Origin of the sequence: Streptococcus infantis, assembly GCF_964243025.1 — a bacterium.
In the GTDB taxonomy this organism is placed as follows: domain Bacteria; phylum Bacillota; class Bacilli; order Lactobacillales; family Streptococcaceae; genus Streptococcus; species Streptococcus infantis_N.
This window is the reverse complement of record NZ_CAXTDJ010000007.1, coordinates 15,868-38,640: the sequence shown is the minus strand read 5'-3', so window position 1 is coordinate 38,640 and position 22,773 is coordinate 15,868. Positions and strand designations below refer to the sequence as shown.

Sequence of the window (22,773 nt, the reverse complement as noted above, 5' to 3'; positions counted from 1 at the left end):
AAATGAAAAAAATAACTGAAAAAATCACACGATTTATTGAAAACTTTAAAAATGTTCACGCAGAAGCTCGTAAAATTGGTTTTGCAGGAGTTATGCGTTTGATTTGGAAAGACCTCTTTGTGGGCCGTAGTCTTTTCCAGTGGCTCTATTTGATTGCTTTATCAAGTGTTCCTCTTATTCTGGAGTTTACACAAAACACAGAAAGTCATGACTGGATCGGTCTCTTGGCCTCTTGGACAGGGATTGTCTGCGTTATCTTAGTAGCTGAAGGTCGAGCTAGTAACTACCTTTTTGGAGCTATTAACTCTGCAATCTATTTGGTCCTAGCTATGAATGCGACTTTCTACGGTGAAGTTTTGACAACAGTTTATTTCTTTGTCATGCAACCTATTGGTCTCTATGCTTGGTTGTCTAATCGGATCAATGAGCAGGGAAGACCAGAGGAATCTCACTTTGAAGCTAAGAAACTCGGTCTGATTGATTGGCTCAAGTACTTGGCCTTGACTGCTATCATCTGGATTGGCATGGGATTAGCCTACCAAAGTATCAGCAGTGCTCGTCCTTTCCGTGACAGTGTTACCGATGCGACCAATGGTGTTGGTCAGCTCTTGATGACACGTCTTTATCGTGAGCAATGGATTTTCTGGATTGCAACCAATCTCTTTAGTATCTACCTCTGGTGGGGTGAAAACATCCATATCCAAGGGATGTACTGGGTCTACACCCTCAATAGTCTAGTCGGTTGGTACCAATGGACTAAGGCTGTCAAGGAGGGATAAGATGGCTGAAACGGTAATCCCGGATGGAATGACAGAGAGAGAATATTTTGAGATTCATACGACTGAGAAGGAATTTTTAGACTGGTACTGCAAACAGGAACTTCCTCAGTATGAAAAACCGAGCGTGACGGTGGATATGGTAGCTTATTGCTTTGTGGAAGGGAAAATCAAACTCTTACTAATCCGCCGTAAGGCCCATCCTTATCAGAACTGTTTGGCCTTGGTCGGTGGTTTTATGGATAAAGGGGAAGATGCTGCCCATGCTTGTCAGCGTGAAGTGAGAGAGGAGGTTAACCTTGACCTTCCTTTGGAAAAAATCGAACAGTTGATGACAGTATCTACTCCAGGTCGTGATCCGCGGGGCTGGACGGTTACTATCGCCCACTTGGTGTATCTACCTAGCCGCGTACTTGAACTCGTTCAAGCTGGTGATGATGCCAAGGATGTGGTTTTTGTCGATGTTGATTTTCAGACAGGCAAGTGCTTCCTAGAGGGGGTAGAGTTGGAGGAGCACGCCTTCGCCTTTGACCATTATGCCATTATCCAAGAGTCTATTAAACGAATCCAAGGGCGTCTTGACTGGAATCCGACCTTCCTCTATTTGCTGGAGGAGGAGTTCACTGTCTATGAAGGAACCGAACTGGTCAATCTCATCAACCCAGGACGACCAATCGTCAGCAATAACTTTCTCGTAAAATACGGAGAATATGTAGAAGAAGTCGGACTCAAACGAGTTCCTAAAAAGAAACCAAGAAAAACCTATCGATTAAAATAAAAAGATTGGGGACAGAAATCGATAGACCAAGTCTTGGTTTCCTAGTTTCAGTCCTGAGAAGTTTCAACAAATCCGATGGCTGGTTGGGCTTGAGAATAGAGAAAATACAGTTTGTATCAAAAGTCAATTCAGCCATCGTGTCAAAGACTTATTAGTCATAAAAAAGCGAGGTCGGGATTTTTCCCGACCTCTTTTTGACTACTAAGGATGTTTATCTTTCTTTGAATTGCTCATGATTCGAATGAATAAATCCTTGTATTTATATTTTAAATAGGTTTCGTGTAAATACAATAAAGCCACGTAGACAATCATGAAAATGGCAGTTAGGTAGAACAAATCAAATGTTGTTTGAGCGTAATGAGTAGCTGCCCCATAAGAAACGAAAGCAGCTAAAATCACCCAAGGAAGATACTTGTAATATTTGCTTAACATAAGTCTACACCTCCAATATCTATTTCAATTTTATTATAGCACTTTAAGAAAAAAATGCAAACGATTACACGTATAAAATATAGTATTCTCATAGGAAAAATTTTCCTGTTTTTTTAAATTCTTTACGAATAAAAGATATAGGAGGAGTAAGAAAATAAACGTACTAAAAAATAATTCTAAAAAATTTTAGATAAATATTTGACAGATTCAAAAACAAACATTACAATAATGTTACAGAAGTATTTCATAACATTTCAAAAAGATTACACAGGAGGCGCATCATGAAAACAAAACATTCAATTCGTTTACTAGCAGTAGCAGTATTGGCTTCAACTTTGCTTTTAGGAGCATGTGGTAATAAAAAAGAAGAAGCTAAAAACGACAATGCAAATAAAACAACACAAACCACGTCAAGTTCAAAGGCAAGTTCTTCAAACAAAGAAAGTAAAACTCAAGCTTCAACAAGCACCACTACTTCAGAAAAAGCTAAAGCTTCCTCTGAACAAGCTTCAAGTCCTACAACTCAGGGTCAAGAATCAAACCAAGCTGCACCAACTCCCCAAGCTCCTCAGCAACAGGAAACTCCATCTCAACCATCTTCTAATCAGCAAGCTTCACAAAGTCAATCTAATCAAGCAAGCCAGTCAACTTATGACCCAACGACTGACCGCAAATTACAAGACCAGCAGGCGGAACATAATAAACGTTATAAAGGCGTTTTAACCATGGTCGATGGTGATTTTTCAGCAGCAGCAGGAAGCTGGAAAGGTGCCAATGGCGAGACTATCACTGTCTCATCAGGAGGTCAATTTACAGTAGAATCTGCTGATGGTAAGAAAGCAAACTACTCTATCCAAGGCTATGCCTATACTCTTGATGATGGTAAATATAATGCCAAAATTGGTGGTGGAAAAATCATCCAAATTACAACAGGAGCAGATGGTACAGTTTCTAGTGTTGTCTTGATTCAACCATAGAATCTGGCGGTAAAACTTTTCTCAAAACAAATGCAAACCCGTAACTCAGTTGAAGTTACGGGTTTTTGTAGTCTTTTATACTTTCTCTAACTGCAAGAGGGCTTCAATCTCAGCCAGAGTGCTGGCTTGTGAAATGGCTCCACGGAGTTTAGCAGCACCAGATGTGCCTCGAAGGTAGTGAGGAGCCAGCCCACGGAATTCACGGACAGCGATATTCTCACCTTTAAGGTCAATCAAGCGTTTCAGATGCTCATAAGCAATCTTCATCTTGTCTTCGAAGGTCAGATCAGGCAGGATTTCTCCAGTTTCAAAGTAATGATTGATTTGATTAAAGAGGTAAGGATTTCCCATAGCTGCGCGTCCAATCATAACGGCGTCGGCACCGACTTCCTCGATGCGTTGTTTAGCTTCTTGAACCGTACGGATGTCTCCGTTAGCGATGAATGGAATCTTGGTCAGAGCTTGTGCAACCTTATGAAGAGTCTCAAGGTCCGCATGGCCAGTGTACATCTGTTCACGTGTACGACCGTGCATAGCAAGGGCAGAAACACCAGCAGCTTCAGCGGCTAGGGCATTCTCAACTGCTAGGGATGGGTCCGACCAACCTGTCCGCATTTTAACAGTGAGGGGGATATCAAGGACAGCTTGGACCTTGTTGATGATAGAGTAAATCTTATCTGGGTTCTTGAGCCACATAGCCCCAGCTTCATTTTTCACGATTTTGTTAACTGGGCAGCCCATGTTGATATCGACGATATCGGTCTTGGTGTTTTCTTGGATGAATTCTGCTGCGCGAGCTAAGCTATCTTCATCGCTACCAAAAAGTTGGATGGAAACAGGGTTTTCACCCTCGTCGATATGAAGCATGTGTAAGGTTTTTTCGTTGTTGTATTGGATACCCTTATCAGAGACCATTTCCATAACAACGAGGCCTGCACCAAGTTCTTTTGCGATAGTACGAAAGGCTGAGTTGGTCACACCAGCCATGGGTGCGAGGACCGTCCGGTTTGGGATCTCGACGTTCCCAATCATAAAAGGTGTATTAAGATTTGTCACGAATGAGTTCCTCCAGGTCGTTTTCATCAAAGTTATAAGTTGTTTGGCAGAATTGACAAGTGATTTCTGCCCCATGGTCTTCCTCTTTCATTTCCCCAAGGTCTGAACTTGGAAGGCTGGCAAGAGCATCCATAAAGCGTTCTTTGCTACAGTCACATTGGAAACGAATTTCTTCTTCGGACAGACGTTTGTAGGGCTCGTCACCATAGATTGCTTTGAGAAGGGCTTCAATATGGTCATCGCTTTCCAGAAGTGTAGAGATAGCAGGCATTTCTTGGATTCGTTTTTCAAAACGTGCGATTTCTTCCTCTTTGGCATTTGGCAATACTTGGAGCAAGAAACCACCTGCAACTTCGACCTTGTCGTCTTTGTCTAAAAGAACATTGAGGCCAACTGCTGAAGGCGTTTGTTGACTTTCTGTAAGATAGAAAGCTAGGTCTTCACCGATTTCTCCAGAGATAAGAGGCGTCATGGAATTATAGGGATTTCCAGTGCCATAGTCTGTAATCACTAGAAATTGACCGTTTCCGACAAAAGGTCCAACGAGGACTTCTCCTGTTGCAGTCTTTTTAATGTCAACTCCAGGGTTTTGAACGTAGCCTTTGACGTTACCCTTGGTATCTGCAACTGTGATAATGGCACCGAGGGAGCTAGTTCCAAGAACCTTGACGGTTAGCTTGGTATTTCCTTTTTCGTTGGCAGCGAGAATTTGGCTGGCGATAAGGGTACGACCAAGCGCTACGGTTGAACTAGCTTGGGTTTGATGTTTTTCTTGAGCAGTGCGGACGGTTTCCGTGCTGTCAAGGACAAAAGCACGAAAGGCTCCGCTTTCTGATATTGTTTTAATAATTTTATCCATAGCTACTATTTTAGCATAAAAATGCCCAAAGAGGGAGCCGTGTGTTTGCTGTTTCTGAGGAATAATGACGAGGAAATCAGCTTTAAAATAAAATGAGAAACAGATTATTTCAGCATTTGAAAGATTTATGCTATGCTTGTAGGAGAAAATGAAAGGGGTAACAAATGTATTTAGGTGATTTGATGGAAAAAGCCGAATCTGGTCAATTTTTAGTCCTTTCCTTTTTATTACAAGATTCGCAGACAACAGTCAAGGAAGCCATGGAAGAAACAGGTTTTTCAAAGGCGACCTTAACCAAGTATATCTCTCTAATTAACGAAAATGCTTTAGAAAGAGGGTTAGAGCTGACCATCCACTTGGATGATGAAAGCCTGCGTCTGTCTGTCGGTACTGCCACAAAGGGGAGAGAGATTCGGAGCTTATTTCTAGACAATGCCATTAAATACCAAATTTTGGTTTACCTTCTCTATCACCAACAGTTCCTAGCCCATCAATTGGCTCAAGAATTAATGATTAGCGAGGCCACGCTTGGTCGCCATTTGTCTAGCTTGAATCATATTTTGTCAGAGTTTGACTTATCCATCCAAAATGGTCGTTGGCGAGGTCCAGAGCATCAGATTCGTTACTTTTATTTCTGCCTTTTCCGCAAGGTCTGGTCCAGTCAGGAGTGGGAAAGTCATATGCAGAAAGCGGAGAGAAAGCAGGATATTGCTACCCTAGAAGAAATCTGCGGTTCTAGCTTGTCTTCGGGCCAGAAATTGGACTTGGTTCTCTGGACTCATATCAGTCAACAGCGCCTTCGGGTTAACGCCTGTCAATTTCAGGTTATAGAAGAAAAAATGCGAGGGTATTTTGACAATATTTTCTACCTTCGTCTACTTGGCAAGGCTCCTTCTTTTTTTGGTGGCCAGCACATTCCTCTAGGAACTGAGGATGGGGAGATGATGATTTTCTTCTCTTTCCTTCTTTCCCATCGTATCTTGCCCCTTCATACCATGGAGTACATCCTTGGTTTTGGGGGAGAACTTGCGGCTTTACTGACACAAATGATCCAGGAAATGAAGAAGGAGAAGCTATTAGGGGACTATATAGAGGACCATATCACTTATGAACTGAGTCAACTTTGTAGCCAAGTTTATCTCTACAAGGGCTATATCTTGCAAGATCGATACAAGTATCAGATAGAGCATCGGCACCCTTATTTGCTGATGGAGCATGACTTTCGAGATATTGCTCAGAAAATTTTCGCCTCCTTGCCAGCCTTTCATCAGGGGACGGATCTGGATAAAAAAATCCTTTGGGAATGGCTTCAGTTGATGGAGTATATGGCAGAAAATATAGGCAAACATCTGAGAATAGGGCTAGATCTAACAGCAGGCTTCCTTGTTTTTTCGAGAATGTCAGCCCTTTTAAAACGATATTTGGAGTACAATCGCTTCATTACTATCGAAGCCTATGACCGTACTCGTCATTATGATTTGCTGGTTACCAATAACCCTATCCATAAGAAAGAACAAACACCTATCTACTATTTGAAAAATGATTTGGACATGGAAGATTTAGCTACGATCCGTCAGATGCTATTTGCCTAAAAGACCTGATTTTTCAGGTCTTTTTTGTGAAATTCGCACAATCTCCTCACTTTTTTTAAAAATTTTAAAAAAATTGATAAACAAGAAAGCGCTTTATTTTGTATACTAGTTACTGTAAAGAGGAACCCCCTCAAGATTTTATCAGGAGGACAGCACATGTCACAAGAAAAATACATCATGGCTATTGACCAAGGAACTACTAGTTCTCGTGCCATCATTTTTAACAAAAAAGGAGAAAAGGTCAGCTCTAGTCAAAAAGAGTTCACTCAGATTTTCCCTCAAGCAGGTTGGGTAGAGCACAATGCCAATGAAATTTGGAACTCTGTTCAGTCAGTTATTGCGGGTGCTTTCATCGAAAGTGGTGTGAAACCAAGTCAAATCGAGGCAATCGGGATTACCAACCAACGTGAAACAACTGTCGTCTGGGATAAGAAAACAGGGCTCCCTATCTACAATGCTATCGTTTGGCAATCACGCCAGACTGCTCCTCTGGCTGAACAACTGAAAAGCCAAGGTTATGTGGAAAAATTCCATGAAAAGACTGGTTTGATCATCGATGCTTACTTCTCAGCGACTAAGGTTCGTTGGATTTTGGACCATGTAGAAGGCGCTCAAGAGCGAGCTGAAAAGGGTGAATTGCTCTTTGGTACCATTGATACTTGGCTGGTTTGGAAATTGACTGACGGAGCAACTCACGTGACCGACTACTCAAACGCAGCTCGTACCATGCTCTATAACATCAAGGATCTTAAGTGGGATGATGAGATTTTGGAAATCCTCAATATTCCTAAGGCTATGCTTCCAGAAGTTCGTTCTAACTCTGAAATCTATGGCAAGACAGCTCCATTCCATTTCTACGGTGGAGAAGTGCCAATCTCTGGTATGGCGGGTGACCAACAAGCAGCCCTCTTTGGTCAGTTGGCTTTTGATCCTGGTATGGTTAAAAATACCTACGGAACTGGTTCCTTCATCATCATGAACACTGGTGAAGAAATGCAGTTGTCTGAAAACAACCTTTTGACAACGATTGGTTATGGTATTAACGGCAAGGTTTACTATGCTTTGGAAGGTTCTATCTTCATCGCAGGAAGTGCCATTCAATGGCTTCGTGACGGTCTTCGCATGGTGGAAAACTCACCAGAGTCTGAAAAATATGCTCTTAATTCTCACAATAATGACGAAGTCTATGTCGTACCTGCCTTTACAGGTCTAGGGGCACCATACTGGAACCAAAACGCTCGAGGATCTGTCTTTGGCTTGACTCGTGGAACAACTAAAGAAGACTTTATCAAGGCGACTTTGCAATCTATCGCTTATCAAGTACGTGACATCATTGACACCATGCAAGTGGATGCTCAGACAGCTATCCAAGTCTTGAAGGTAGATGGTGGTGCAGCCATGAACAACTTCCTCATGCAGTTCCAAGCTGACATCTTGGGAATTGATATCGCACGCGCTAAAAACTTGGAAACAACTGCCCTAGGGGCAGCCTTCCTGGCAGGATTGTCAGTGGGCTACTGGAAGGACTTGGATGAGTTGAAACTCTTGAACGAGACAGGAGAACTTTTCGAACCATCGATGAACGAATCTCATAAGGAACAACTCTATAAGGGCTGGAAGAAAGCTGTGAAAGCAACTCAAGTCTTTGCGGAAATCGATGACTAATACTGTTTCTTGATGCAATTATCAGTTTAAGAATGAAACAACTCAGTTAGAAAGTGTGTAAATATGGAATTTTCAAAGAAAACACGTGAATTGTCAATTAAAAAAATGCAGGAACGCACCTTGGATCTCTTGATTATTGGTGGAGGGATTACAGGAGCTGGTGTAGCTTTGCAGGCAGCAGCCAGTGGTCTTGACACTGGTTTGATTGAAATGCAGGACTTCGCAGAAGGAACATCTAGCCGTTCAACAAAATTGGTCCACGGAGGTCTGCGTTATCTCAAACAATTCGACGTGGAAGTGGTATCAGATACAGTTTCTGAGCGTGCGGTGGTTCAACAAGTCGCTCCACATATTCCAAAACCAGATCCAATGCTCTTGCCAGTTTACGACGAGGATGGAGCAACATTTAACCTTTTCCGTCTCAAAGTAGCCATGGACTTGTACGACCTATTGGCAGGGGTTAACAATACGCCTGCTGCAAACAAGGTTTTGAGCAAAGAAGAAGTCTTGGAACGCCAGCCAAACTTGAAGAAAGAAGGTTTGGTAGGAGGTGGAGTTTATCTTGACTTCCGTAACAACGATGCCCGTCTCGTGATCGAAAACATCAAACGTGCCAACCAAGATGGTGCCCTCATTGCCAACCACGTGAAGGCAGAAGGCTTCCTCTTTGACGAAAGTGGTAAGATTACAGGTGTCGTAGCTCGTGATTTGTTGACAGACCAAGTCTTTGAGATCAAGGCTCGTCTGGTTATCAACACGACAGGTCCTTGGAGCGACAAGGTACGCAATCTGTCTAATAAGGGAACGCAATTCTCACAAATGCGTCCAACCAAGGGAGTTCACTTGGTGGTGGACTCAAGCAAGATCAAGGTTTCACAGCCAGTTTACTTTGACACAGGTTTGGGAGATGGTCGTATGGTCTTTGTTCTCCCACGTGAAAACAAGACTTACTTTGGTACAACCGATACAGACTACACAGGTGATTTGGAACATCCAAAAGTGACGCAGGAAGATGTAGATTATCTACTTGGCATTGTCAACAACCGCTTCCCAGAAGCAAACATTACCGTTGCTGATATTGAAAGCAGCTGGGCTGGTCTTCGTCCATTGATCGCAGGCAATAGCGCTTCTGACTACAATGGTGGAAATAACGGAACCATTAGCGATGAAAGCTTCAATAGCTTGATTGCGACTGTCGAGGCTTATCTATCGAAAGAAAAATCGCGTGAAGATGTTGAGTATGCTGTCAGCAAGCTTGAAAGTAGCACATCTGAGAAACATTTGGACCCATCTGCAGTTTCACGTGGTTCGAGCTTGGACCGTGATGACAATGGCCTGTTGACCCTTGCTGGTGGTAAAATCACAGACTACCGTAAGATGGCTGAAGGGGCTATGGAGCGCGTGGTTGACATTCTCAAAGCAGAATTTGACCGCAGCTTTAAACTCATCAACTCGAAGACTTATCCTGTTTCAGGTGGAGAATTGAACCCAGCAAATGTGGACTCAGAAATTGAAGCCTTTGCTCAACTTGGAGTGTCACGTGGCTTGGATAGCAAGGAAGCTCATTACCTAGCAAATCTCTACGGTTCAAATGCACCGAAAGTCTTTGCCCTTGCTCACAGCTTGGAACAAGCGCCAGGACTCAGCTTGGCAGATACCTTGTCCCTTCACTATGCAATGCGCAATGAGTTGGCTCTGAGCCCAGTTGACTTCCTCCTTCGCCGTACCAACCACATGCTCTTTATGCGTGATAGTTTGGATAGCATTGTGGAGCCAGTTCTGGATGAAATGGGACGATTCTATGATTGGTCAGAAGAAGAAAAGGCAGCCTACCGTGCGGATGTTGAAGCAGCCCTTGCTAACAACGATCTAGCGGCATTGAAAAATTAAGAAAAACTAGAAGAGAGGGAACAAGCCTTCCTTGCCTTCCCTCTCCTTCTTTAAAATGGAGACAACGATATGATGAAAGAATTATTTGGAGAATTTTTGGGGACTTTAATCCTTATCCTCCTAGGAAATGGTGTTGTAGCAGGTGTGGTTCTTCCCAAAACCAAGAGTAACAATTCAGGGTGGATCGTCATCACGATGGGATGGGGGATCGCCGTTGCGGTTGCCGTCTTTGTATCTGGCAAACTTAGTCCTGCACACTTAAACCCAGCTGTGACGTTTGGTGTAGCCTTAAAAGGTGACTTGCCTTGGGCTTCAGTATTCCCATATATCCTAGCTCAGTTCGCTGGAGCTATGCTTGCTCAAATTTTAGTTTGGTTGCAATTCAAACCGCACTATGAAGCAGAAGAAAATGCAGGAAATATTCTAGCAACTTTCAGCACTGGACCAGCTATCAAAGATACTGTGTCAAACTTGATTAGTGAAATCCTTGGGACTTTTGTCTTGGTATTGACAATCTTTGCTTTGGGTCTCTATGACCTTCAAGCAGGGCTAGGAACCTTTGCAGTGGGAACCTTGATTGTCGGTATCGGTCTTTCACTAGGTGGGACAACTGGTTATGCCTTGAACCCAGCTCGTGACCTCGGTCCTCGCATTATGCATAGCCTTCTTCCAATTCCAAACAAGGGAGATGGGGGCTGGTCTTATGCTTGGATTCCTGTTGTAGGACCTGTTATCGGTGCAGCCCTAGCAGTTCTCGTATTTTCACTTTTCTAAGATAATAAAACCCAAATATTTATATCTCAATAAACATAACTTACCAAAAATGACCAAAATAAGGAGCGCTGCCTCACTTCATTTTGGTCGTTTTGATTTTTTTAAGTTTATATACTGGTGTTAATTATTATTTCAGCTAAAAAACAGAGTACTTCACTAGTTCATTCATCAATCTTTTAGGTCTTGAATTATATTTGTTGTGTAAATAATTTTGTCTCGTTATTGGGGTTTAGTAGTAAGAGTCATTTGTTTTTTTATTTTAGGAAATTGGATAATAGAAGTATATAGTTTTTAAATTATGATATAATGAATAAAGTTAATTATCCTTGATAATATGATAGGGACTAATCCTAAAATGACAAATCAGGAGATGAGAAAAAGAGAAAAGGAGTCCATCTGGTATGAATTATTTTGAGGGGAATGAGTTTTTCCTTCTATTGTTTGTGGTTTTACTGATTGGCTTTGTTTTAAACTATTTTGGCAAGCGTAAGGATTATTATATTTTAAGTCTGTCAATTTTATTTGCAGGAGCCATCTATGGTAAGAGTAAATCCATGGTTGTTTATCTATTGGCTTTCATCATCTACCAATATGTCCTAGTTTTCATAGCACAAAGAATGGATTCAAAACGGTTAAAACCTCTAGTTATGTTATCTATTTTACCTTTAGTGGTCAATAAAGTCTTTGCAATAACCCAGCTACATTTGTTGGCTTTTATTGGGATTTCCTACATGTCCTTTAAGACCATTCAGATCATGCTAGAAATATCGGATGGTTTAATCAAAGAAAAAATCAGTGTAAAAGATTATCTGCAGTTTCTACTCTTTTTCCCTACAGTTAGTTCTGGGCCAATCGATCGTAGCAGAAGATTTCTAAAAGAGATCAATGAAGTCATGCCTAGAAAAGACTACCTAGAGTTAGCAGGTGATGGTATTTATCGCATCGTTTTAGGCCTTCTCTACAAGGTTGTTTTATCAACCTATGTTTACCAGATACTACTTGCTCTAAGCAATACTGGTTCAGTTGTCTACTCAATCAAATATATGTACCTGTATACTCTCTATCTGTTCTTTGACTTTGCGGGGTATAGTTTGATGGCTGTTGGAAGCAGTAATGTTTTGGGTATTCAGACACCGATGAATTTCAATAAACCTTTCTTGAGTATTGATATCAAGGATTTCTGGACCAGATGGCACATCACCTTGTCAACATGGTTGAGAGATTTCGTATTTTCAAGAGTTTTGATGCAGGTTATCAGAAAGAAATGGTTTAAGAATAGATTACACAATGCAGCCTATGCCTATATGGTCAACATGTTGGTTATGGGATTTTGGCATGGAATTAGTGTCAGCTACATTGCTTATGGTTTTTACCATGGAATCTTGATGTCTGGATTTGAAATTTATCAAAAGAAAAGCACTTTTTATAAGAAACATAAAAATAAAACTTGGTACAAGCTAATAAGTTGGTTTGTGACCATGAATTTAGTTATGGTTGGCTTCTTTATCTTTTCAGGTGAACCTTATAAGATAATTATGGCAATTCTAAGTAGATAAAGAGATCTGCTAAAACAAGGAGATTGGACAAAACAAGATGATTAAGTTAAAAGCATTTTTACTATCGCTTTTGCTCGTAATTGCGACTCTTGCTCTTTTAAATGTGACATATGTCAAGAAGATTGACGACTATTATAAAGTCAAGGACAATAGTATTCGCTACAGCACTTCTTATGAAAAGTATAAAAGTAGGGATATTCTAACAAATAATATCACTCCCAATACACTAGTTCTAATGGGTTCCTCAGAGTTAGTTGCGACGATAAATGAAGATTACCATCCCAATAAAATTTTTAACTACAATGATTTTAACATTATGCAGATAGGAACCAGTTACTCTCAAAATATCATTCAAGCTACAACCTTGAGTTCGATTGAGGGGGCTATGAGTAAGCGAAAAGTAGCCATCGTAGAGTCTGTTCAATGGTTCGAAAAGGATGGGACTCATCAAGACGCCTTCTTAAACAAGGCCTCTCAGGAACATATTTTTCACATGCTAGATAACGAGAAAATCAGTAAGGAAACGAAAGAAAAACTGATTAATCGCATTATTGAGATTACCAAAGGAAACAAACAACAAAATGATATCTATAAAAAGTATAAAAGCTATTTCATAGAAGGAAAAGGAACAATCATTGATAAAAAACTGTTGGAGCTTGACAATGACGTTTATTCCTTTAAACTAAAAAATAAATTCTATCAGAAACAAGGGAAATCAGACTACCCTATACTCGGAGATAAAACGCCCGACTATAATTGGGAGAAGATGACCAAGAAATTTGTAGAAGAAGTTGAAAAGAAAACAGATAACAATGATTATGCTGTGGATAATAACTACTACAATACCTACTTGAGAGACCGCTATGCTTCGTTGAAAGATTCTAACAAAGACTTGAGCTACATAGAGTCACCAGAGTATTCAGATATGGAACTCTTCTTGACAGTTGCTAAGGAATTGGGCATTGAAGTTGAAGTCATTATCTTTCCTGTAAATGGTAAATGGAATGATTACACAGGTGTTTCACGAGAAATGCGTGAAGAAACTTACAAAAAAATAGAAAATATTGCCAAAAACCACGGTGCTACGGTGTTAAACTATGGAAATAAAGAGTATGAAGATTACTTTTTATTTGACGTGATGCACGTTGGGGTGAAAGGATGGATGGAAGTTGAAAAAGAACTTTACAAATTTGCAAACGAAACTAACTGACACACATCGTTTACTATTGTGGACCTTGTTTTTCTACACAGTTATTTTAAGCATCGTAATCTACTGTTTTGTGACTGATTTTTCGAACATTCAAGATTTCATCTATAGTGAATTTTAAGATTACATATTATAAAAATCTCTAGATAAAGGGAATTCTACCGATAAAGTGAGACATAAGATAAGGCTCTATAATATTTATAGCGGGGAAGTCCTCTATAGGTAGTATAGAGCCTACCTTGTTGTAGCTCCCAATATAATCTATACTGGAAAACATTAAAGCTATCAGTAGAAGGTATCATATGGAACAATTTAATGATGTTGAAATGTAGTGGAAATGGACGGAAAACAATTGAAAAAATAGTTTATAAAGTGGTATAATAGCAGAAAAATAAGTTAGTAAGAAATTATTTTATTTTAGTTGAATATTACAGGAATGAAAGGTTTTTCTTGATGAAACAGAGAAATGAACTCTATCTCTTTCTTGGTCGGACAGCCTTGTATTTTATCATTTTCTTGGGCCTACTTTACTTTTTTAGTTATCTCGGTCAGGCTCAAGGTAGCTTTATCTATAATGAATTTTAACTTAAAGGAGAACCCCTATTGTGTCAAATAAACCAATAGTAGATATGATTGAAACCATTGAGCATTATGCTCAAAAGCAGCCTAATTTTCCGGTTTACAATGTCCTTGGAGAAGAGCATACCTATGGCCAATTGAAGGCTGATTCAGATAGCTTAGCAGCCCATATTGACCAAATGGGACTTCCTGAAAAGTCACCTGTTGTGGTGTTTGGTGGTCAAGAATATGAAATGTTAGCAACCTTTGTGGCCTTGACTAAATCTGGCCATGCCTATATCCCAATTGACAGCCATTCTGCCTTGGAGCGCGTGTCTGCGATTGTTGAAGTAGCAGAGCCAAGCTTAATCATCGCCATCAATGAGTTTCCAATTGAAAACCCAGCTGCTCCAATCATGTCCTTGGAGCAAGTGCGTCAAGCTTATGCTGCTCAGCAAGCCTATGATTTGCAACATCCGGTCAAAGGGGATGATAACTACTACATCATCTTTACTTCGGGGACAACTGGGAAACCAAAAGGGGTACAAATTTCGCATGATAACTTGCTCAGCTTCACCAACTGGATGATTACGGACAAGGAATTTGCGACGCCAGAGCGTCCGCAAATGTTGGCGCAACCACCCTATTCCTTTGACTTGTCTGTCATGTATTGGGCACCAACCTTGGCTCTTGGAGGAACGCTTTTTGCCCTTCCATCAACCATCACTCAAGACTTTAAACAACTCTTTGCGACCATCTTTTCTCTCCCGATTGCTATCTGGACTTCAACACCATCTTTTGCAGATATGGCCATGCTGTCTGAAGATTTCAATGCTGAAAAGATGCCAGGCATTACCCATTTCTACTTTGATGGGGAAGAGTTGACTGTTAAAACTGCTCAGAAATTACGCGAACGTTTCCCAAATGCGCGCATCATCAATGCCTATGGGCCAACAGAAGCAACAGTTGCTTTGTCGGCAGTTGCTATTACAGATGAGATGTTAGCGACACTTAAACGCTTGCCAATTGGTTATACCAAAGAAGATTCTCCAACCTTCATCATTGATGAGGTAGGAAATAAATTGCCAAATGGTGAACAAGGTGAGATCATCGTGTCTGGACCGGCTGTTTCAAAAGGTTATATGAATAATCCTGAGAAAACAGCAGAAGCTTTCTTCGAATTTGAAGGTCTGCCAGCCTACCATACAGGAGATGTTGGAACCATGACGGATGAAGGCCTTCTTCTCTACGGTGGACGGATGGATTTCCAAATCAAGTTTAACGGCTACCGTATTGAGCTAGAGGATGTTTCTCAAAACTTGAACAAATCTCAGTACATTGACTCGGCTGTTGCGGTACCGCGCTATAATAAAGATCACAAGGTTCAAAATCTCTTGGCCTATGTTATCTTAAAAGATGGGGTCAAAGAACAATTTGAGCGCGAGATTGATATTACCAAAGCGATCAAGGAAGACTTGGAAGATATTATGATGTCTTATATGATGCCTTCGAAATTTCTCTACCGTGACAGCTTGCCGCTAACTCCAAATGGGAAAATCGACATCAAAGGGTTGATTAGTGAGGTAAACAATAGATGATGGAGCTTCTTAAACAGCTTCCTCATATTGAGCCTTATGGGAATCCGCAGTACTTTTTGTATGTGATTACTGCTATTTTGCCAATCTTTATCGGTCTTTTTTTCAAAAAACGTTTTGGCTGGTATGAAATATTGGTTAGTCTGTTCTTTATAGTCACTATGCTGACGGGAGGCAAGACCAATCAATTAGCTGCCTTGGGTATTTATCTGTGCTGGGAAATATTGCTCCTGCTTTTCTACAGGCACTATCGAAAAAGTAAGGATGGCAAGTGGGTATTCTACCTCGTTAGTTTTCTGTCCCTCCTTCCGATTATCTTTGTCAAGGTGCAGCCAGCTATCAATGGAACGCAGTCTTTGCTTGGGTTCTTGGGAATTTCTTATTTGACCTTTCGTTCGGTGGGGATTATCATCGAACTCAGAGATGGAGTCATTAAGGATTTGAAAATATGGGAGTATTTGCGTTTTCTTCTCTTTATGCCGACATTTTCAAGTGGTCCTATTGATCGTTTCAAACGTTTTAATGAAAATTATCAGACGATACCAGAGCGCGATGAGTTGCTAGATATGCTAGCCGAGTCCGTTCGATATATCATGTGGGGATTTCTGTATAAATTTATCCTAGCTCATATTTTAGGCGAGATTTTATTACCACCGCTAAAGAATTTAGCTTTACAAACAGGTGGCGTCTTTAACTATTATGTAGTGGCCATCATGTACACATTTGGTTTGGAACTCTTCTTTGATTTTGCAGGTTACTCTATGTTTGCTATAGCTATTTCAAATCTGATGGGAATTCGTAGTCCGATTAACTTCAACAAACCTTTCCTGTCAAGAGATTTGAAAGAGTTTTGGAATCGTTGGCACATGAGTTTATCCTTCTGGTTCCGTGATTTTGTCTTTATGCGCATGGTCATGGTGATAACGAGAAAGAAGCTTTTTAAGAATCGAAATGTGACTTCAAGTGTTGCCTATGTCCTGAACATGCTCCTTATGGGGTTCTGGCATGGGATAACATGGTTTTATATTGCTTACGGACTCTTTCATGGGATAGGCTTAGTGATGAATGATGCCTGGGTCAGAAAGAAAAAAATGCTCAATAAAGAACGGAAAAAAGCAGGGCAACCACCTTTTCCTGAGAACCGTTGGATTCAGTTGCTTGGCATGGTTATAACTTTCCATGTCGTAATGGTTTCATTCTTAATCTTTTCGGGATTTTTGAATGATTTATGGTTTAAAAAATAAATGGAATTAAAAAATAGAAGGAAATTTAAAAATGGATATCAAATCAGAAGTTATTGAAATTATCGATGAATTATTTATGGAAGATGTTTCTGACATGATGGATGAAGATCTTTTCGATGCAGGTGTCTTAGACAGTATGGGAACGGTTGAATTGATTGTGGAAATCGAAAACCGCTTTGATATTCGTGTCCCGGTTACAGAATTTGGTCGTGACGATTGGAATACGGCTAATAAAATCGTAGCAGGGATTACGGAGTTAAAGAATGCTTAAACGCTTGTGGCTGATCTTTGGGCCTATCTTCATTGCTGGATTTTTGGTTCTTCTACTCATCTTTTTTTATCCAGGTACAACAAGCCATAATCTCATGGAGGAAAAATACTCTGCGGCTTCTGTTAGTACGGAGAGCTTTAAGGAGAGAAGCCAAAAAGTGAGAGCTCTCACGGATTCTAATATGCGTTTTGTCCCTTTCTTTGGGTCGAGTGAATGGATTCGTTTTGATAGTATGCATCCAGGAGTGTTGGCTGAAAAGTATAACCGCTCCTACCGTCCTTATTTTATGGGGCAGGCAGGAGCCGCTTCTCTTAGTCAGTATTTTGGGATGCAACAAATCACATCTGAACTTGAAAATAAACAAGCGGTATTTGTAATCTCTCTACAGTGGTTTACAAAAGAGGATCATGACCCGACTATTTTTCAAACTTATTTTAACAATGACCAGTTGACTGCCTTCTTGGAAAATCAATCTGGAGATGTGGCCACTCAATATGCGGCTAATAGACTCTTGAAGCAGAATCCAAGCGTACCGATGAAGGGGATTGTTGAAAAACTGGCTAAGAATGAACAATTGTCAAATTTTGATCAAACGATGGTTAATTTCTCTGCTGAGTTCAATGAAAGACAAGCTGCCCTTTTTGGTAGATTCTCGATTCGGGGTCGATTAAAGTATAGAGATCATATTGAAAAATATTTGAGTAGCCTCCCAGATCAATTTTCTTATGAAGAATTGGAAAATATCGCTCGAAAAGAGGGTGAAGAAAATACAACCAATAATGATTTGGGAGTAGATAATCATTTTTACAATACTAAGTTAAAGAAAGATTGGAAAAAATGGGAAGGGTCTCAAAAGAATTTTAACTTTCTCAAATCACCTGAGTACAATGATTTGCAGTTAGTGCTCGATCAATTTGCCAAATCTAAGGTCAATGTACTCTTTGTCTTTCAACCTGTCAATAAAAAATGGATGGATTATACCGGGCTAAGTGAGGAGATGTATCAACACACAGTTGAAAAAATTCGTTACCAGTTGGAGAGTCAAGGTTTTACCAATATTGCTGACTTTTCAAAAAACGGAGGAGATCCATACTTTGTCAAGGATACGATTCATATCGGTTGGTTAGGCTGGTTGGCGTTTGACAAGGTTGTAAATCCTTTTTTAAGTAATCCAACAACAGCACCTAGTTACCAAATGAATGACCGCTTCTTTAGCCAAGATTGGGCGGATTACGATGGTAACATCAAAGATTTTCAATAAAATGAGCTAAAAGTTTGGGATTTTAATCCTAGCTTTTTTGTTTAAATGGCGAATATTTAAGATGCAAATAGGTCAAAAGTTTCAAAATTTTTAGAAATAGCGTATAATATAAAAGAGAAAAAGAAAAGAAAGGGATTTCAAAATGAAGAAACAGTTCTTATTACCCATCCTATCTACAGCTTTATTAGCTCCAGCCTTCTTAGCTGGACAAGTATACGCTGAAGAAGCAACAACTCCTGCAGAAAGTTCAGCTGTCGCAGCAACTCCAGCTCCTGTTGAGAGCCCTGCGGTACCGGAAACTTCGACAACTTCAGAAGCGATTGCACCTGCAGAAGCTCCGTCAGCTCCTGCTGAATCTCCTAAAAGCGAAGAAAAGGACACGGTTATCTTACACACCAATGATGTCCATGGTCGTATTGTAGAGGAAAAAGGAGTCATTGGAGACGCTAAGTTGGCGACTGTCATTGAACAAGAGCGTGCAAAAACCAACCAGACCACCTTGGTAGTGGATGCTGGTGATGCTTTCCAGGGTCTTCCTATCTCAAACTCATCAAAAGGTGAGGCACGTGCTAAGATTCTTAACGAGATGGATTATGATGCCATGGCTGTAGGAAATCACGAGTTTGATTTCGGACTTGATGAAGCAAAAAAATACAAAGAAATTTTGAAATTCCCCTTGTTAAGTTCAAATACTTATGTAGATGGAGCTCGTCTCTTCCAAGCTTCTACTATTGTTGACAAGAATAAGGATGTTGAAGGCGATGAGTTTGTAGTGATAGGTGTGACAACGCCGGAAACAGCAACGAAAACTCACCCTAAAAATGTTAAAGGAGTAACCTTTACTGAGCCAATCGAAGAGGTTAATAAGGTCGTTGAAGAAGTTCAAGCCAAGGCTAAGGCGGAAGGTAAGGATTATAAGCATTATGTAGTCTTAGCCCACTTGGGTGTTGATACAACAACGCCAGTAGCTTGGCGTGGCTCAACACTAGCAGAAGCCCTGTCTAAGAACCCTCTTTTGAAAGGGAAACGTGTAACAGTCATTGATGGTCACTCTCATACAGTAGAATCAACTACTTACGGAGATAATGTGACTTACAACCAAACTGGAAGTTATCTCCATAATGTTGGTAAAATTACTTATAAATCTCGTCAGCTTTTGGGCAATCCAACTCAGATTACTGCTGCTGAAGCCAAAAAATTAGAAGCAAATCCAAAAGTTGCTAGTTTAGTTAAAGATATTAAGGCAAAGTATGATGCAGAAAATGCAGTTGAGGTTGTGTCTAACAGTCCTGTTGAACTAAACGGTGATCGTGAAAATGTCCGTGTCCGCGAGACAAACCTTGGAAATCTCGTCGCAGATTCTCTCTACCAGTATGGTCAAACAGGATTTAGTCATCCAACAGATATCGCTGTGACAAATGGTGGTGGCTTGCGTGAAACGATTTCCAAAGATAAACCAATTACAAAAGGAAATGTCATTGCAGTCTTACCATTTGGAAACACAATCTCACAAATTCAAGTAACTGGTCAGCAAGTTCTGGATATGTTTGAAAAATCACTCGGCTCTATCTTGCAGGTTGATAAGACAGGAAAAACTGTCTTGGATGAAAATGGTCAACCATTGCTCGAACCAAGTGGTGGATTCTTACAGATTTCAGGAGCCAAGGTCTACTACGATACAAACCTAGTCGCAGGTAAACGCGTCTTGGCTATTCAAGTGAAGAATCGTGCAACTGGTCTTTATGAAAAACTAGATTTGGCGAAAATCTACTACCTAGCAACCAATGACTTCCTTGCAGCAGGTGGTGACGGTTATACCATGCTTGGTGGTGCTAGAGAAGAAGGTCCTTCAATGGATGCTGCCTTTGAAGACTATCTCAAAACAGCTGATTTGACTCAGTATGAAAAGGTAAATCCAAATTCACGCACGATTTCTGTGGACTCAAAAACATTTAAACTTCCTGAAGAAGGTAAAGAGCAAGATCCAGCTAAACCAGTAGAAGACCAAGCAACAAAACCGACTCAACCTTCTACTGTAAAAGTTGATTATAAGGTTGCAGATAAGTTTGCTAAGAAAACAGTAGTCTCAGAGAAACTACTTCCAAATACAGGTAGTGAGCAATCTATTTTCATGATGCTACTTGGTGTGATTCTTGGAGCGACAGCTCTCTGGACTAGCCGTAAACAAGAAAAATAATTCTAAAGGATGAAAACATCTCAGGTGTTTTCATCTTTTTTCTTGATTCTTTTTTGGTTTATGATATAATTAACCAGTAAAGGATATGTGATGATTTATATTGTTTTAGGAAAAAGATAGCTAGGAAAGGAGAAGTTCATGAGACAATTAGCAACAGAAATTGATCATTTTTTAAATGAAGTGATCCTGAAAGCTGAAAATCAGCATGAAATTTTGATTGGCCATTGTACCAGTAATGTGGCTTTGACCAATACCCAGGAGCATATTCTTATGCTCTTATCAGAGGAGTCCTTAACGAATTCTGAGTTGGCTCGCCGTCTCAATGTCAGTCAAGCAGCCGTCACCAAGGCCATTAAGTCCTTGATTAAAGAAGGGATGCTGGAAGCTTCTAAGGATCCAAAGGATGCTCGAGTGATTTTCTATCAATTGACAGATCTAGCTCGACCTATTGCTGAGGAGCATCACCATCATCATGAGCACACCCTCTCGACTTATGAACAAGTTGCCAGTCAATTCTCAGATGAAGAGCAACAAATTATTCAGCGGTTTTTAACTGCTTTAGTAGGAGAAATCAAGTAATGAGATACATCACAGTAGAGGATTTGTCCTTCTATTATGACAAGGAACCTGTGCTTGAGCATATCAATTACAGTGTTGATAGTGGGGAATTTGTCACCCTTACTGGAGAAAATGGAGCTGCCAAGACGACTCTTATCAAGGCCAGTCTTGGTATTCTACAACCAAGATTTGGCAAAGTTACCATTTCAAAGACCAACACTCGTGGGACAAAACTAAGAATCGCCTACCTTCCCCAACAGATTGCAAGTTTCAATGCAGGCTTTCCGAGTACCGTTTATGAATTTGTCAAATCAGGTCGTTATCCAAGAAAAGGTTGGTTCCGTCGTCTAAATGCTCACGATGAGGAACATATCAAGGCTAGTTTAAACTCTGTTGGAATGTGGGAACATCGAGACAAAAGGATTGGTTCCCTTTCTGGCGGGCAAAAGCAGAGGGCTGTTATCGCACGTATGTTTGCTTCAGATCCAGATATCTTTATCTTGGATGAGCCGACGACAGGGATGGATGCGGGAACCAAGGATGAGTTTTACGAACTCATGCACCACAGTGCCCATCATCATGGCAAGGCTGTTTTGATGATTACTCACGATCCTGAAGAAGTTAAGGACTATGCAGATCGCAATATTCACCTGGTCCGAGACCAAGATTCCCCGTGGCGTTGCTTCAATGTCCATGAAAGTGACCAGGAGGTGGAGCATGCTTAATCTATTGTCTTATGATTTTATGCAGCGAGCCTTTTTGGCTGTTATTGCCATGAGTCTCTTCTCACCAGTTCTTGGGACCTTCCTAATTCTGCGTCGTCAGAGTCTTATGAGTGATACTCTAAGTCACGTCTCGCTTTCGGGGGTTGCCTTTGGCTTGGTTTTAGGAATTTCCCCGACCATTTCAACCATTGTGATTGTCTTGATTGCAGCGGTCTTCCTTGAATACCTACGTACGGTTTATAAAAGCTTTATGGAGATTGGGACAGCCATTCTCATGTCTACAGGACTTGCAGTTTCACTTATTGTCATGAGTAAGGGTAAGAGCTCTAGTTCTATGAGTCTGGATCAGTACCTTTTTGGTTCTATCGTGACCATTAGTCAAGAGCAGGTCATTGGTCTCTTTGTTATTGCAGCGGTTGTTTTAATCCTGACCTTCCTCTTTTTAAGACCCATGTATATTCTAACTTTTGACGAGGATACAGCTTTTGTCGATGGTCTTCCAGTACGTACCATGTCTATCCTCTTTAACATGGTAACGGGTGTGGCTATTGCTCTTATGATTCCAGCTGCAGGAGCACTTTTGGTATCAACTATCATGGTCTTGCCAGCTAGTATCGCTTTGCGTTTAGGGAAGAACTTTAGTTCGGTGATGATTCTTGCAAGTGCCATTGGTTTTCTAGGCATGGTGGCAGGGCTTTATATTTCCTATTATGCAGAGACACCACCAAGTGCAAGTATTACCATTATCTTTGTAGTTGTCTTTTTGTTAGTCAGCTTACTCAAACGTTTTATCAAATAGGAG

General features: G+C 40.6%; 21 protein-coding genes. 18 read left to right on the top strand and 3 right to left on the bottom strand.

Annotated elements, in window-relative coordinates; all coding sequences use genetic code 11:
• Positions 1–2 precede the first annotated feature (2 nt).
• Entirely contained in the window at positions 3–779 is a 777-nt protein-coding gene (gene pnuC, locus ACESNQ_RS08090) for a nicotinamide riboside transporter PnuC (RefSeq protein WP_373076048.1), read from the top strand.
• 1 nt (position 780) lies between these two features.
• On the top strand, positions 781–1,554 hold the full coding sequence (locus ACESNQ_RS08085; RefSeq protein WP_373076046.1) for an NUDIX domain-containing protein: 774 nt from the start codon (positions 781–783) through the stop codon (positions 1,552–1,554).
• 201 nt (positions 1,555–1,755) lie between these two features.
• Here ACESNQ_RS08085 and ACESNQ_RS08080 read toward each other — a convergent pair whose 3' ends face one another.
• Positions 1,756–1,986 (bottom strand): hypothetical protein, encoded by a 231-nt coding sequence (locus ACESNQ_RS08080; RefSeq protein ID WP_373076044.1) that lies wholly within the window; start codon positions 1,984–1,986, stop codon positions 1,756–1,758.
• Positions 1,987–2,267: 281 nt separating this feature from the next.
• Here ACESNQ_RS08080 and ACESNQ_RS08075 point away from each other — a divergent pair, with 281 nt between their 5' ends.
• Positions 2,268–2,963, top strand: a complete 696-nt coding sequence (locus tag ACESNQ_RS08075) for a DUF6287 domain-containing protein (protein ID WP_373076042.1) — start codon at positions 2,268–2,270, stop codon at positions 2,961–2,963.
• 75 nt (positions 2,964–3,038) lie between these two features.
• Here the strand turns inward: ACESNQ_RS08075 and dusB are convergent, their stop codons facing one another.
• Together dusB and hslO are read right to left on the bottom strand one after the other, a co-directional pair.
• Complete coding sequence (gene dusB / locus ACESNQ_RS08070; RefSeq protein ID WP_373076040.1) at positions 3,039–4,019, bottom strand: tRNA dihydrouridine synthase DusB; 981 nt, start codon at positions 4,017–4,019, stop codon at positions 3,039–3,041.
• The gene (gene hslO, locus ACESNQ_RS08065; protein ID WP_373076038.1) at positions 4,006–4,878 is read right to left on the bottom strand and encodes an Hsp33 family molecular chaperone HslO; all 873 of its coding nucleotides are present in this window, start codon (positions 4,876–4,878) and stop codon (positions 4,006–4,008) included. Before hslO ends, dusB begins: the two co-directional genes overlap by 14 nt.
• Positions 4,879–5,042: 164 nt before the next feature.
• Between hslO and ACESNQ_RS08060 the strand changes: the two genes are divergently transcribed.
• The 15 genes from ACESNQ_RS08060 (at position 5,043) to ACESNQ_RS07990 (ending at position 22,770) form a co-directional block, all read left to right on the top strand.
• Entirely contained in the window at positions 5,043–6,470 is a 1,428-nt protein-coding gene (locus ACESNQ_RS08060; RefSeq protein WP_373076036.1) for an AcpB/EbpR/MafR family transcriptional regulator, read from the top strand.
• A gap of 156 nt (positions 6,471–6,626) precedes the next feature.
• Positions 6,627–8,135 (top strand): glycerol kinase GlpK, encoded by a 1,509-nt coding sequence (gene glpK / locus ACESNQ_RS08055; RefSeq protein WP_373076034.1) that lies wholly within the window; start codon positions 6,627–6,629, stop codon positions 8,133–8,135.
• 63 nt (positions 8,136–8,198) lie between these two features.
• Complete coding sequence (gene glpO / locus ACESNQ_RS08050; protein WP_373076032.1) at positions 8,199–10,025, top strand: type 1 glycerol-3-phosphate oxidase; 1,827 nt, start codon at positions 8,199–8,201, stop codon at positions 10,023–10,025.
• A 69-nt stretch (positions 10,026–10,094) separates the two neighbouring features.
• Complete coding sequence (locus ACESNQ_RS08045) at positions 10,095–10,799, top strand: MIP/aquaporin family protein (RefSeq protein ID WP_373076030.1); 705 nt, start codon at positions 10,095–10,097, stop codon at positions 10,797–10,799.
• Between the two features lie 401 nt (positions 10,800–11,200).
• Positions 11,201–12,355 carry a D-alanyl-lipoteichoic acid biosynthesis protein DltB gene (gene dltB, locus ACESNQ_RS08040; RefSeq protein ID WP_373076028.1) on the top strand — a complete coding sequence of 385 codons (1,155 nt, stop codon included), beginning with the start codon at positions 11,201–11,203 and terminating at the stop codon, positions 12,353–12,355.
• 37 nt (positions 12,356–12,392) lie between these two features.
• Positions 12,393–13,565 carry a D-alanyl-lipoteichoic acid biosynthesis protein DltD gene (gene dltD / locus ACESNQ_RS08035; protein WP_373076026.1) on the top strand — a complete coding sequence of 391 codons (1,173 nt, stop codon included), beginning with the start codon at positions 12,393–12,395 and terminating at the stop codon, positions 13,563–13,565.
• A 450-nt stretch (positions 13,566–14,015) separates the two neighbouring features.
• Entirely contained in the window at positions 14,016–14,147 is a 132-nt protein-coding gene (locus ACESNQ_RS08030) for a teichoic acid D-Ala incorporation-associated protein DltX (protein WP_261035223.1), read from the top strand.
• Between the two features lie 20 nt (positions 14,148–14,167).
• Positions 14,168–15,718 carry a D-alanine--poly(phosphoribitol) ligase subunit DltA gene (dltA, locus tag ACESNQ_RS08025; protein WP_373076024.1) on the top strand — a complete coding sequence of 517 codons (1,551 nt, stop codon included), beginning with the start codon at positions 14,168–14,170 and terminating at the stop codon, positions 15,716–15,718.
• Complete coding sequence (gene dltB, locus ACESNQ_RS08020) at positions 15,715–16,959, top strand: D-alanyl-lipoteichoic acid biosynthesis protein DltB (protein WP_368910675.1); 1,245 nt, start codon at positions 15,715–15,717, stop codon at positions 16,957–16,959. The genes dltA and dltB (ACESNQ_RS08020) overlap by 4 nt, the downstream gene beginning before the upstream one ends.
• Before the next feature lie 31 nt (positions 16,960–16,990).
• Entirely contained in the window at positions 16,991–17,230 is a 240-nt protein-coding gene (dltC, locus tag ACESNQ_RS08015) for a D-alanine--poly(phosphoribitol) ligase subunit DltC (RefSeq protein WP_000351968.1), read from the top strand.
• Positions 17,223–18,491, top strand: a complete 1,269-nt coding sequence (dltD, locus tag ACESNQ_RS08010; protein WP_373076022.1) for a D-alanyl-lipoteichoic acid biosynthesis protein DltD — start codon at positions 17,223–17,225, stop codon at positions 18,489–18,491. Before dltC ends, dltD (ACESNQ_RS08010) begins: the two co-directional genes overlap by 8 nt.
• A 142-nt stretch (positions 18,492–18,633) precedes the next feature.
• Positions 18,634–20,688 carry a cell surface ecto-5'-nucleotidase Nt5e gene (nt5e, locus tag ACESNQ_RS08005; RefSeq protein ID WP_373076020.1) on the top strand — a complete coding sequence of 685 codons (2,055 nt, stop codon included), beginning with the start codon at positions 18,634–18,636 and terminating at the stop codon, positions 20,686–20,688.
• Between the two features lie 138 nt (positions 20,689–20,826).
• Positions 20,827–21,267, top strand: a complete 441-nt coding sequence (gene adcR, locus ACESNQ_RS08000; protein ID WP_373076018.1) for a zinc-dependent transcriptional regulator AdcR — start codon at positions 20,827–20,829, stop codon at positions 21,265–21,267.
• Positions 21,267–21,971 (top strand): metal ABC transporter ATP-binding protein, encoded by a 705-nt coding sequence (locus ACESNQ_RS07995; protein ID WP_006147770.1) that lies wholly within the window; start codon positions 21,267–21,269, stop codon positions 21,969–21,971. Before adcR ends, ACESNQ_RS07995 begins: the two co-directional genes overlap by 1 nt.
• Positions 21,964–22,770, top strand: a complete 807-nt coding sequence (locus ACESNQ_RS07990) for a metal ABC transporter permease (protein WP_075564970.1) — start codon at positions 21,964–21,966, stop codon at positions 22,768–22,770. Before ACESNQ_RS07995 ends, ACESNQ_RS07990 begins: the two co-directional genes overlap by 8 nt.
• The last annotated feature ends 3 nt before the right edge of the window (positions 22,771–22,773 follow it).